At 46.2% G+C, this 12561-nt stretch carries 10 protein-coding genes; 5 read left to right on the plus strand and 5 right to left on the minus strand.

Annotation, left to right across the window (positions count from 1 at the left end; translation table 11 throughout):
• Window positions 1-466: 466 nt before the first annotated feature.
• A complete protein-coding gene (locus tag QZ460_RS04815) occupies window positions 467-1630 on the minus strand; it encodes an IS4 family transposase (protein WP_290540451.1) in 1164 nt (387 codons plus the stop codon).
• 290 nt (window positions 1631-1920) lie between these two features.
• Here QZ460_RS04815 and QZ460_RS04820 point away from each other — a divergent pair, with 290 nt between their 5' ends.
• Complete coding sequence (locus tag QZ460_RS04820) at window positions 1921-3054, plus strand: ATPase (RefSeq protein WP_290540452.1); 1134 nt, start codon at window positions 1921-1923, stop codon at window positions 3052-3054.
• 7 nt (window positions 3055-3061) lie between these two features.
• Complete coding sequence (locus QZ460_RS04825) at window positions 3062-3454, plus strand: hypothetical protein (RefSeq protein WP_290540453.1); 393 nt, start codon at window positions 3062-3064, stop codon at window positions 3452-3454.
• An 864-nt stretch (window positions 3455-4318) separates the two neighbouring features.
• On the opposite strand, the gene QZ460_RS04830 is transcribed toward QZ460_RS04825, so the two are convergent.
• Window positions 4319-4681: a hypothetical protein gene (locus QZ460_RS04830; protein ID WP_290540454.1), complete on the minus strand. Its 363-nt coding sequence runs from the start codon at window positions 4679-4681 to the stop codon at window positions 4319-4321.
• Between the two features lie 11 nt (window positions 4682-4692).
• Window positions 4693-4989 carry a helix-turn-helix domain-containing protein gene (locus tag QZ460_RS04835; protein ID WP_290540455.1) on the minus strand — a complete coding sequence of 99 codons (297 nt, stop codon included), beginning with the start codon at window positions 4987-4989 and terminating at the stop codon, window positions 4693-4695.
• Between the two features lie 274 nt (window positions 4990-5263).
• Between QZ460_RS04835 and QZ460_RS04840 the strand changes: the two genes are divergently transcribed.
• Both QZ460_RS04840 and QZ460_RS04845 read left to right on the plus strand, forming a co-directional pair.
• On the plus strand, window positions 5264-5935 hold the full coding sequence (locus QZ460_RS04840) for a HigA family addiction module antitoxin (RefSeq protein WP_290540456.1): 672 nt from the start codon (window positions 5264-5266) through the stop codon (window positions 5933-5935).
• Window positions 5922-6593, plus strand: a complete 672-nt coding sequence (locus QZ460_RS04845) for a nucleotidyl transferase AbiEii/AbiGii toxin family protein (RefSeq protein ID WP_290540457.1) — start codon at window positions 5922-5924, stop codon at window positions 6591-6593. Before QZ460_RS04840 ends, QZ460_RS04845 begins: the two co-directional genes overlap by 14 nt.
• Window positions 6594-7434: 841 nt before the next feature.
• Here the strand turns inward: QZ460_RS04845 and QZ460_RS04850 are convergent.
• Window positions 7435-8307: a hypothetical protein gene (locus QZ460_RS04850; RefSeq protein ID WP_290540458.1), complete on the minus strand. Its 873-nt coding sequence runs from the start codon at window positions 8305-8307 to the stop codon at window positions 7435-7437.
• A gap of 243 nt (window positions 8308-8550) precedes the next feature.
• On the minus strand, window positions 8551-8946 hold the full coding sequence (locus QZ460_RS04855; RefSeq protein ID WP_290540459.1) for a hypothetical protein: 396 nt from the start codon (window positions 8944-8946) through the stop codon (window positions 8551-8553).
• Window positions 8947-9418: 472 nt separating this feature from the next.
• Between QZ460_RS04855 and QZ460_RS04860 the strand changes: the two genes are divergently transcribed.
• Complete coding sequence (locus tag QZ460_RS04860) at window positions 9419-12559, plus strand: TonB-dependent receptor (protein WP_290540460.1); 3141 nt, start codon at window positions 9419-9421, stop codon at window positions 12557-12559.
• Window positions 12560-12561 lie beyond the last annotated feature (2 nt).

Raw genomic sequence — 12561 nt, forward strand, 5'->3', positions numbered from 1 at the left:
GCATAGTGGCAGAAGCCGCTTAGCCAATATGTTGAATTTTTAACGGACTATTATTCTATTCTCCATTACAAATAAGCCAGATGAATTTGTCTATAACAATCAAGTCAAATAAAAGCCTTTAAGTAGACTTGTATTAAAAGCGACATTACTTCATACTCATGTTAATATTTACGTTAAATAAACTCACATCAATATCAGTAATGATAACGTCTGTAAGTTTGTTGCCAACAAGAAATCCCATATATAGCGGAATGGTAAGTATATCTCTATCACGTCCTACATTATATTGTCCCAACTTTATTGCTTTATTGACATGGTACAATCTTATTCTTCAACGATAAAATTACACTTTTTTGAGCAAATAAACCAATGTTTAATATATGTTATCAAGTATCTATGCTTGATAACATATAATTTAACACTGCTGTCCACTAAAAAATGTGGACGATAATATAAAGTTTAACAATTAAAATAAAGTTGATTCACTAGAACCATCAAGTTCATTGACAATATTGTAGTTAGGTTTAGCGAAAAGGTCTATTAAGTCAGTTGTATCTGTAAGTGAGATACTTACAATCTGTAGCATCTCGTAGATTGAGCGTTCGACTCCCATCTTTTTCTGCACGATAGCCATCATACAATAGGCTGTTATTGCAGAGTAAATCTGGATTCTGACGGCATTCTCGGTCTTACCCCAGAATTTTTTAATCCGCAGATGTTGCTTCAACCACTTAAAAAACAGTTCTATCTGCCATCTGTTGTGATATAGCTCGGCTACCATTACAGGATTGATATCAAGTGCATTAGTGAAGAAGATGAATCGACGTTTGTTCTCATCGTCCCAGTAAATGACTCTTCTGATCTTGTCTGGATATTTTTCCATGGTAAACTGTCCTGCCATATATCCTACCGCATCAGAAAGGATACCTGAGTCTTGAGGGAATCGTCTTTTCCATTTCATCGGCTTGAAGTCATTGTTCCGCTTGCCTCTTACGACAAAGTATGCTCCGACACATTCGATGTTATGCAATCGTTTGAAGTCGTTGTAGCCTCTATCAAAGATGTAGAACGAACTTTCTTCGTATGGAATAGCATCCATTGCGTTGCTGTCATGCACTCTCGCAGGAGTGATGTGAAAGAATGTAGGTATTTGTGTTTCAATATCATACAATGTATGAACCTTGACACCTCCTTTCTTCTTTCTGAACAAAGCCCATTCAAATGCACTCAGACACAGGTCTATCGTGGTTGAATCAAAGGCATATACATTTCCTCCAAGCTTGAATATCTCCATTGCTCTGCATTTCCGTGCTTCAGCGACCACTTGATACGCAAACTCTTCGAAGATGTGATAGTCCCTGTTCGTGTTGGCTTTTGAGAGGTTGCTTTTAGTTGCAGACTTACCGAATCCGAGATGATAAGCTTTAGATGCATGTGCCTGGGTCGCAAGTACAAGGTCTCTCAGGCTTTCACGGTTGGAAAGTTGTCCGAACATCAGAACACAAAGTTGATTCCAGCAGGTGAACTGCTTTACGTATTTGTCACCATCATATTTCCTTGCGAGATAGTTGAAATCATTGCGGTCAAGGAAGTCTAAAAGCTGTGAGAACACGTATTTTCCTTTATGCATATGCCATTCTATGTTAGTCTGGCAAAGATAAATTCAAATCGGTTGACTCAAAAAATCTTTGTAACCATCTAACTTTCAATATTTTCAAAGAACTTTTATGATTTTTTAGCGGACACTAATGAAAGCGAAACTCATTATGATTGTACAACTTTTACCCTGATATTTATATAAAAACAACACTAATCAGCAGAATACCATACAAAGAACGTATATACACTTTTCGTTGCAACGATTTTTGCAATCACATTTTATGTATTATATTTGTGTTGGAAATCAAAAAATAGAACGCTATGGAAACTCCATTTATATTTGGAAAGATTGCTACCGAGAAGAATTTTACCGACCGAGAAAAGGAGACAACCGATCTGGTTCAGAACTTTACGTCGTTAATCAATACAATTATTATATCTCCTCGTCGCTGGGGGAAGAGTTCGCTTGTAAATAAGGCCGCAAAGTTAGCAATGGCACAGGAGAGCAACCTCCGGATTTGCCATATCGACCTTTTTAATGTGCGCAGCGAGGAACATTTCTATTCGTTGCTTGCCCAGAAGGTTATTGCCGCCACTTCCACAAAGTGGGAGGAGGCAATCGATAGCGCGAGGAGTTTCTTTTCGCATCTTATTCCCAAGATTTCAATCGGTGCGGATCCAACTAACGAGGTTTCAATCGACTTTGATTGGGAAGAGGTAAAGCGTAACCCCGATGAAGTGCTCGATCTTGCCGAAAAGATTGCCAGGAAAAAAGGACTGAAATTCGTAATTTGCGTAGATGAGTTCCAAAATATCGCGGAATTTACCGATCCAGACTACTTCCAGAAAAAGTTGCGTTCACATTGGCAACTGCACCAAAGTGTAGCCTATTGTCTCTATGGCAGCAAGCGCCACATGATGATGGAAGTGTTTACCGACTCATCCAAACCCTTCTACAAGTTTGGCAATCTGATGTTTCTCAATAAAATTGAGACACCTTGCCTTGTGGAATTTTTCAAGAGTCGTTTCTATGATACCGGCAAGAACATCGACGATGAAGCAAGCCATTTGATTGCAAAGCTCGTAGATAACCATCCATACTACGCACAGCAGCTGGCACAGCTTTCATGGCTCAGAACAAAGGATGTATGCACCGTTGAGATCGTACGTGAGGCGCACACAGCGTTGGTGGAGCAGTTAAGTCTGTTGTTCGTAACAATCACCGAAACATTGACCACACAGCAACTGAACTATCTCAAAGCACTTATTGCCGGCGAAAAAGCCATTAGTTCAACAGAAGTCATGCATCGCTATCAAATCTCTTCAACAACCTCAATATCCCGTTCAAAAGCAGCTCTTATCAAGAATGATATATTGGATAATAAAGCTGGTGAAATCTCGTTCCAAGACCCGATTTATGCCTACTGGTTGAAGACTGAGTACTTTGCAAAATAATAAGACTATGAATAAGAGTAACCGTACATGGATTGCCTTCGCCAATAAGAAAAGATGCAGGCATGCTGATGCTATAAATACCTTAGGGTTTATTTCTTGGAGAATGGGGAGAGCTCGTTTCTCCATAGGCGATATAGTATATCTATTTATGTCCGATGAACGCTATGTTCGTTTCAAAATGATTGTCACAGCAGAGAACTGCAAACGTGAGGATAAAGAGTTTTGGATAGAAAAGGCTCCTGATGATAAAACTTATAAATTAGAATTGCTTGCAGAATCAAATCGTGTTCAATTGACAGAACCCGATTTATTGCAACATGGATTTAAAGGAGGCAAGAGTTTAGAAATTCCCAATTGCAACAATATGGAATTGATAAACTATATTAAATCTGTATTTTGATATTACAACGAATATTATAAAAAATATATCTGCAACAAAATTTTGCATGAATGTCTTTCATGGCTGCATCAAGACATTTTTTATAATATGTTTTGATCCAAGAGGAGGGGCGAAATCTACAGATGAAGCCACTTCCCATAGACATAGATATTCCGCTCAAGATAGAGCGTGTGCAGGTCATATGAGATGACCCACAGACATAACGATCGGTCTCCTCGAAGGCTGAATGTCAAATCACGGAAAGCAGCTATCGGAAAGCGGACGTCCTGCGTGTAGAAGCGGCCCTTGTAACCCGCAGGCATCGCTTCACACAAGTAGACATTAAAAGTGCGAAACAACCAGCGGAGAATCCTCCGCCGGTTCTTGGGGTACAGGCTCTCGACATAAAAGCGATGGTAGTAAATCATCTTCTGCTGCTATCAACGTAAACGACACCTTCGGGCAAAACAGGCGACAACTCCCGGAATGTGCTTTTTGTAATAGGGCTGATTCTCCCGGCACCACGTGGCTAGTTCCTGCTTCGTGGTAAAGGAACGACGCCAGCTGCGTCCCGACATAATACGATCTAACTCGGGAGCCAAGCGCTCGACAAAGTCTCCGACGGTCCAGCCTTCCCGGATGTGTTTCTGAAGGTCAATCATACCAAATCCATTTTGAAGTTTGACATACGTTTTTGGGACCGGCCCATCCAGAAGAGGAAGTGCCGGCCACGGGCCGATACACAGCGGCGGGACCAACCGGAGGCCCTTTTCGGACGATAGAACCCCGACGGGAGGAGATCGTGCGAAAAGGAGGTTCAAGGTGCAGGCACGCCGCTATCTTGGCCCGAGGCCGGCACTTGTGGAGTATCCTCCTACCCCACTGTCAACCATTTTGCTCATCCACTCCGATCACAATCCTGGGAGTACGCCGCAGCGCATTTTGCAGATTGCGCTGGTTGATCCGGTAAACGAGCATCAGCAGATCATAGGCGCTGTACAGGAATTGTCGCCGATAGATCTTGGGGCGGATCAGCCGTTTTTGACGGTAACGGGTCAGCGTTTCGGGGCGAATGCCGAGGACTTCACAGGCCGCATCAGCTGTCAGGAAGAACGGCTCGTCGCTTCGACTGCACAGGTATTCAAAAAGCAGCAGACCTTTACTCAACAGAAAATTCGTCTTGATGAGGCGTTCGAGTTGTTCGGAGGGTACAAGCCGATAGATCCGGGGATTTTGTTTGGTTTCCATGGGTAACAGATTTATTGATTCAACAATTCGAATTTTCCGCGGCGGCGCATCTTGCGGATGAACTCCTGCACTTCGGAAAGCAGGTACATGCGCCGGGTGCCGATGTTGAAGCCGACGAGCAGCCCCTGTTCGCGAAAGCGGCGCACCTGGCGTTCGCTCTGGCGGAGCAACTGGCAGACCTCCGCAAAATCGAGGATCGGATCACCTTCGAGCTGGCTCCGGTGATCCTTCATGAAGTGTACGATCTCGAGGATCTCTTCGACCGTCCGCAAGATGCGGGACAGGTCATCCGTGTGTTGATTTTCCATCTTTGTCGGGTTTGGTTTCCTCGGCAAAAATGGGACAACCCCGGAACTCGTTTATCAGTGTTTGAATCAATTATATGTTTTTCCAGATCCGAAAGCCGGACAACACTTGTCTCCGGCAGTCCATCAGATAGCAGGACCAAAACCTCCACAACTTGCCGATATCGGCAAAAATCATCATTCCGGGTTGAGAATCACCCCTTAACTTGCCGATAAGAAATAGCTTTTTAGGTTCGGTTCTTACTGCAAATTCGGCAAGGACACCATCTGAAGGCTCATGCTATTTAAAGAAAGCATGGCGAGCGGCATTGCTTCCAACATCATCGACAACAAAACGATGTTCTGTGACCAACTGTTCAGACAAAAAATAGTCTTCCAAAATCAGAAAAATACAATAAATTTGCAAACAAATCCGTTTGCGTTTCGTATATTTGCAGATGAAGCCATGAAAAGCAGAATTGACATATTGAAAGGCATCCATCCGGGCAAGATAATCGGCAGGGATTTGAAGAAACGCAATCTCAGCCAACGGTCGTTTGCTGCCTCCATCGGAGAACACAGTCAAACACTCAATGCTGTCATTACGGGGCGACGCAATCTGACGGTCGAGATGGCGTTGAAGATCGAGCAGGCATTCGGATACGAAGAGGGATTCCTGCTGTTGCTTCAGACATACTACGAGATCGCAGAATATAAAAATGGTCAAAAGAGCCGTGCCATATCCGGGACACCGGCAATTCGTCGGTCCCTGTTCTGGGATACCGACTTCGACACACTGGACTGGGGGCGATACCACGAGTCGGTCATTGCCCGCGTCCTGGAGCGAGGTAATGACGCAGAAAAAGCGGAGATTGCCCGATTCTACGGCACCACACTCACGGCCCTCGAAACCGATTCTCCGAAAAACTCATACCGTATAAACACAACATCGCAAAATGGCCGACAATAGCTACCTGCACTATGAAACGGTAACGCCGCTGTTGAAAGAGACACTCGGAATACTGATGAGCGAGGAATCGTTTGCACCCTTCCGTCTGGTCGGAGGTACAAACCTGAGCCTTCGCTACGGGCACAGAAAATCGGTCGACATTGACTTGTTTACCGATGCCGAGTATCGCAGTCTCGATTTTCTGGTATTCGAACGCTTGCTGCAATCTCATTTTCCATATTATGATTGCAGCGACACAACCTCTATTATTGGATTCGGCCGCGGATACTACATCGGACCGTCGGAACAAGAGGCCATCAAACTTGATTTGATGTATACCGATCCGTTTCTCAAAGTTGCAGACTGTATTGATGGTGTTCGGATGGCGAGCATCGAGGACATGATTGCCATAAAGATGAATGTTGTATCGCGAGGTGGACGCAAAAAGGATTTCTGGGATCTGCACATGTTGCTGACCGAATATCCGCTGGCGGAGATGTTTGCACTACACGCCCGCAGACACGAATGGGAGCACAACGCAGACGAACTTCTGGAGCGTCTGACCGACTTTCGCATGGCTGATGAGGATCCTGATCCGGTTTGCCTGCGGGGACTGGACTGGAGCGACATCAAACTCGATCTGGTCGATGCCGTGGAGGTTTTTGCCGAAAACCGATAATCAGTCTCTCAATCTCAATACAACTGCCTACAGAACGAAAACCCAGCAAACAGCTGAAATTAGTACACTCGTCTGAAGGAATGAACCACTTATGCAGCATCACCTATTGTGCTCCACAAAATGACACAAAAGGTCCTCGGTAACCGAAAAGATGGCAAGCATGATGTTCGCTTGTTTGAAAAGCGCAGGATCACTTGATTTGGAAATATCAGATTGGGATCCAGGACCGAATAAGAATATAATCTATTGACTTATTTATATTTACGTAATGTATACCACTCACAAAAATCGGCAAAAAATCCGCAGGTTCGTTTCCAATTTGGTTGCAAAATCAGGGAATTTTTCGTAACTTTGTAACAACCAAGTGAATACAAGGGAAAACAGCGAAAAAAGGTTGTGGCCTATTCGGTGTATCTAAAATTTTTCACAATCATAACACGTTGATATATTGGCGATTACGATATGGGTTCAGTTATCGTCCTACTCCGCCAAGAAACAGCGCAAAAGATTGCAAACCCATGTAAATCACGAATTTACAGGGATTTTTTTATTTTGGCCCAAATGCAGAAAAAGGCATCAAAAAGCAGGTTATCTGTGGCCTATTCGGTGTACTTTTTTCCGGGCCGAAAAAGTACACCGAATTGCTCGTAACAGATTGGTTTACATGCGGTTTATCCATCTTCCATTTCGTGCGACAAGCCAAACAGTTCACTGGAGAGTGCTTCGAGTAACAGTTTCACGAATGGGTCCAGATTCTCTACTTTCTTGATTCCTCAGTAGTTCATCGCATGGCGATACATACGGGTTTTTATGGCTTCTTTGCTGTAATTCTGGGTATTCATTAAAAGACAATTTCAAGTTTATCACTACCTTTACGCATTCCTAAAAAGAATGGTAATGGCCATATATCATCACCTCCATCATCTAATCTAAATGCATATGTACAATCAATTTTACTATATAAAAGGATTAATTTTTTATCGCCATAAAATTTTATTTCATAATCTTGTATTGGTGCTACATGTTCATATAATTTTTTCATTGTGTTGATTTGATCTTCCATTTCCCTGTCACACCCTCCATCTTTGTAATAGTTTGAAAGTCCAATACTTTCATTTCGAATGAAAAATTCTTCTTTAAATGAAGAAAAATCTTTTCTTTCATACATACTTTTTAATTCATTATATTTTTGTACTGCCATTTCTTCTATGTTACTTATCGAATCTAATCTGATGCATTCATCTAAAATAGATATGTTATAAGGAACTTCAGCATCAAATGTACATTCGTATTCATAGTAAGGTATTCCTTTCTTGATTTTAGGTATTGGATTTGTTAAGACAGCTACATAATCATCCAGTGTTTGTCCATCAAGACGTTTTTTTATTTCAATATATAACGGTTCTTCACTGTTTATTCCTAAATCTTCATGTGTATATGCAGGATATAATTCTACTTTTAATTTTTGCGTTCCACTTTTCATAATAAAATGGTTTATAGGATATGAACCAGAATATGCCCCTTCGTCCCAAAAGCCCCAAATAGGAATATCATTTATAAGTATCCTAAAATTACATCCATTACTTGACATAGTCAATAAATAATAATTTTTAGGCTGCTTTTCATCTATAGTAAATGAATTAACTATCTCGTTCTTTTTCTGTGCATTTACACATCCGCAGATATTAATACCCAAAAATCCTAATAAACTCATGATAATAATTCTTTTTATATTCATACTATTTTACTTTGATATAATGTTTTTTTTCTTTTTATTATTTGCGATGTTATCTCCCCAAGTTTTTTCAGGAATTAGCCTTATTCTATGCATATACCATTATCATCCATGCCAAAATACATATTACAAAAATTAGAGGAGTATTTATAACTATCTGTTCCTTGATCGTGATCTATATTGAGACATGATGGAACCGATGCTCATTCTCCTGCCGTTTCATTAGGCCCAATGTATAAATCCGAGGTAAAACATCAGTGCGACATTCACCACGGTCAGGGCGATGGCGATAAGGACTATTTTGGCGAGCTTCCTGCCGGGATGTTTCATCTTTCCGTAATGTTCTCGGAGCGCTTCACGCCGCCCGGCCGTGTAGCGGAACCGGCAGAACACACCGGGAAGAAAGCAGAGTATCATTACTACGGCAAAAGCAACAATCCAGCTGAAACAGCGAAACATCAACGGTGCCCCAAGCGGTATGAGTATCACAAAGAGCCAACACTGGAAGAGCAGCATAGTCCCATTGAGATTGTTATGCTCCCTTTCGCTCCATGTCTCGGCTACAGACCAGATATAGTCGATGAAGCAGATCCGGCATTTGCGATTGTTCTTATCCATCTTGTTACAAAGATAATGTTTTCTACCCACTTAACCATTACTCCATGCTGAAAAACACCATACCCGATATAAAGGACCTCGCCGGCTTGTTCCTGCCAATGGCGCGACTTTACGAAACCCGGAGCCACTGAAAACAAGTCCAAGCAGGGAGTTCCGCCGGAAGAGAAAGCGCCCGAAAATTAGTTAGCGTAAAAAATACCTCAAATACCCGCTCGCCGAAAAGTCCGGATATACCAGATACTTAGACTCAAAAATACGGTATCAGGGGCCTCCAAAAACAACTCAGACATATTTTCGCGAGCCGCGCGGCATCCGGTGTTATGGGTCTAAAACCGCATGTGTGTGCGCACACACGGTGTTTTTTCACAAAAAATTATATAACTTTGCCTTGAACCCGTCTCCCCAAGGCGAACGGAAACAGCACGAACACGACAAGCATTCACAACATAAAACCAACTAACTAATTACAATCATGAAGAAACTATTGACGAAAGTTCATTGGCTGTGTGCCGTTCTGCTGGCGGCAACGCTGCTGCAACCAGGACTAAGCGTCGCCCAGCAAAGTGGGGGGGGGAGAGGATTCACCCTCTCGGGCATTGTCATAGGTGACGGCCAACCCCTCGTCGGCGCGACCATAGTCGAGCCAGGCACGACGAACGGCACGGTGACCGGTGCAGACGGCAAATTTTCGCTTTCGCTTTCGAAACGCGGGGCGTCCATCCAGGTATCCTTTATCGGATATGTGACCAAAACGCTCTCCGCAAACGCCGATTTCCTGAAGGTCACACTCGACTTCGACGCCCAGAAGATCGACGACGTGATGGTCGTTGCCTACGGCACAATGCGCAAACGAGACGTGACGGGCGCCATCACCTCCATCTCGTCGGAGTCCATCGAACGCCGCGCCCCCGCGAACGTCTTCGAAGCCCTGCAGGGACAGGTTGCCGGCGTACAAATTTCCGCAGGTTCGGGACAGCCGGGCGAAGGCTCGCAGATCAACATCCGCGGTATCTCGACCTTCTCTGCCGAAGGCGTGAAGCCGCTCTATGTGGTGGACGGAATCCCGATGGAGGACATCGACGGCATCAACCCCGGCGACATCACCTCGATCGAGGTCCTCAAGGACGCCGCATCAGCCGCCATGTACGGTTCGCGTTCAGCCAACGGCGTCATCCTCATCACAACCAAAGGAGGTCAGGAGGGAGCTCCCCGCATCGACGTGAAATACCTCCACACCTGGGGCAAACTCTCCCACAAACTCGCACAGGCCACGCGCGCCGACCGCCGCAAGTTCGACATCCTGCGCGACATCTATCATCAGGACAATGCGACAGGCTATGTCGACAACGCCAGCAACCAGTTGATCACCGACTCGCTGAACGCTGCGTTCAACGTAGACAACGACTACCAGGATCTGCTCTTCCAATGGGCCCAGAAGGATCAAGTGGACCTGAGCGTTGCCGGCGGCACGAAGAAGATGAAATACTTCGGATCGACGGGCTACTACAACGAGCGCGGTATTGTCCCCAACACGAATTTCCAGCGTCTGACGGCCCGCATCAACGCCGACTACACGGCCAACAGTTGGCTGACACTTCACAGCCGCGTTTCGCTGGGCTACTCCCAAAAGAACGGTATCAACGAAGGCCAACTGATGACCGCGATGCTCTCGCGCCGTCCCTATTTCAACCTCTATTATCCCGACGGCACGCTGGCTGGCGTATTCCAGGGTCAGAAGAGCCCGCTGGCACAGGTGAAATACACCACCGACCGCACGGAGTACTATCAGGGCAACCTCTACCAAGGCTTCGAGTTGAAGCTCGCCAAGGGGCTGACGTTCCAGACCAGCATCAATGCCAACATCTATCTCAACAAGCGCCAGCGCGTCTACCCGAGCATGATCACCGACGAGTGGCAAAAGAGCAACAGCGGCTACGCCGCCGACAACCTCAACTGGAACTGGCTCAACGAGAACGTTATAACCTATAAGAACAAGTGGGGAAACCACAACTTCTCGGCCCTCGTGGGTTTCAGCGAGCAGCGGTGGCGCACCGACCAGAACACTCTGTCGGGCATCAACTCCTCGACGGACTTCATCCCCACGATGAACGCATTTGCCGCCAACCTCACCCTGAACGAGACCGGCACCTGGCAGTCGAATCACTCGATGGCATCGCTCTTCGCCCGCGTGACCTACGACTTCAAATCGAAATACCTGATCCAGGCCACCTTCCGCCGCGACGGTTCGTCGCGCTTCTCGAAAGGCAACCGCTGGGGCAACTTCCCTTCGGTATCGGCCGCATGGCGCTTCTCGGACGAGAAATTCATGAGTTTCTCGCGCCGGGCACTCGACGATGCCAAGATCCGCGTCAGCTGGGGTATCACCGGCAACGAACAGATCGGCAACTACGACTACCTCTATTCCTACGCCACGGGCGACATCTACGATGGCGTGGGCGGAGTCTATCCCGCACGCCTCGCCGTGGACAACCTGCGCTGGGAAGAGACCCGCCAGGTGGACGTGGGTCTCGACCTGAGCTTCTTCAACAGCCGTCTGACCATCACGGCCGACTACTACGACAAGTACACCGACGGACTACTGGCCAACCGTGAGCTCCCGAAGGAGTCCGGATTCCCATCCATGCGCACGAACGTCGGCGAGGTCAGCAACCGCGGTTTCGAGTTCTCGATCGCCGGCGACCTCATCCGCACGAAGGATTTCCGCTGGAATGCCTCGTTCAACATCTCACGCAACTGGAACACCATCGAGAAACTCGCCGAGGGCGAACCTTATCTGGAAAAGGACCTCTGGTGGATGGCCGAAGGCGGTTCGATCGGCGATTTCTACGGCTACAAACAGATCAACATCTTCCCCTACAACGAATCAAACGCCTTCACTCCCGACACATGGCAGCAACTCACACCCGTCTTCGAAAACGGATCGTTCAGCCACTACACGCTCAACGGCCAGGTTTACAACGGCAGTTACGTGCAGAAGAAACTGCCCAACGGCAAACCCTTCCGCGGCGGTGATGTCAACTGGGAGGAATCCGCGGGCTCGCGCAACGGCGTGATCGACGAGAGCGACCGCATGATTATCGGCAACGCGCTGCCGACCTATACCGGCGGTCTGAGTACGAACTTCACCTACAAGAACTTCGGCCTTCTCATTTCGTTCTACTACTCGTTCGGCGGGCAGATCTACAATTACGCCGAGCACCAGCGCAACATGTTCAAATACTCCTCGACGACCCCTTCACCCCACGTAATCAACAACATGTGGATACACCAGGGAGATCAGGCACTCTACCCGCGCCCCTACAACGACGAATACAACAACGCGCGTTACGCCAACTCGTTCTACGTCGAGGATGCCGACTACATCCGCCTGTCGAACGTGCGTCTGTCCTACGACCTGCCGGAGCAATGGCTCAAATCGCTTCGCATCAAGGCGCTGCAGGTCTACATTTTCGGCAACAACCTGATGACGTGGACCTCCTACAAGGGATACGACCCCGAATTTTCGTCGTCCAATCCGCTGCAAATCGGCCGCGACACCTACCGTTACCCCATGAAACGCGAATTCGGCGCAGGTATAAACGTTAAATTCTAAAG

It is taken from the genome of Alistipes sp. (genome assembly GCF_020026455.1).
In the GTDB taxonomy this organism is placed as follows: domain Bacteria; phylum Bacteroidota; class Bacteroidia; order Bacteroidales; family Rikenellaceae; genus Alistipes.

What these genes read in the sequence shown, in the direction of transcription:
- QZ460_RS04830 (WP_290540454.1), bottom strand. Translation starts at nt 4,681, where the DNA reads ATGGAAACCAAACAAAATCCCCGGATCTATCGGCTTGTACCCTCCGAA.
- QZ460_RS04835 (WP_290540455.1), bottom strand. Translation starts at nt 4,989, where the DNA reads ATGGAAAATCAACACACGGATGACCTGTCCCGCATCTTGCGGACGGTC.
- QZ460_RS04855 (WP_290540459.1), bottom strand. Translation starts at nt 8,946, where the DNA reads ATGGATAAGAACAATCGCAAATGCCGGATCTGCTTCATCGACTATATC.
- QZ460_RS04860 (WP_290540460.1), top strand. Translation starts at nt 9,419, where the DNA reads ATGAAGAAACTATTGACGAAAGTTCATTGGCTGTGTGCCGTTCTGCTG.
- QZ460_RS04850 (WP_290540458.1), bottom strand. Translation starts at nt 8,307, where the DNA reads ATGAGTTTATTAGGATTTTTGGGTATTAATATCTGCGGATGTGTAAAT.
- QZ460_RS04815 (WP_290540451.1), bottom strand. Translation starts at nt 1,630, where the DNA reads ATGCATAAAGGAAAATACGTGTTCTCACAGCTTTTAGACTTCCTTGAC.
- QZ460_RS04845 (WP_290540457.1), top strand. Translation starts at nt 5,922, where the DNA reads ATGGCCGACAATAGCTACCTGCACTATGAAACGGTAACGCCGCTGTTG.
- QZ460_RS04820 (WP_290540452.1), top strand. Translation starts at nt 1,921, where the DNA reads ATGGAAACTCCATTTATATTTGGAAAGATTGCTACCGAGAAGAATTTT.
- QZ460_RS04825 (WP_290540453.1), top strand. Translation starts at nt 3,062, where the DNA reads ATGAATAAGAGTAACCGTACATGGATTGCCTTCGCCAATAAGAAAAGA.
- QZ460_RS04840 (WP_290540456.1), top strand. Translation starts at nt 5,264, where the DNA reads ATGCTATTTAAAGAAAGCATGGCGAGCGGCATTGCTTCCAACATCATC.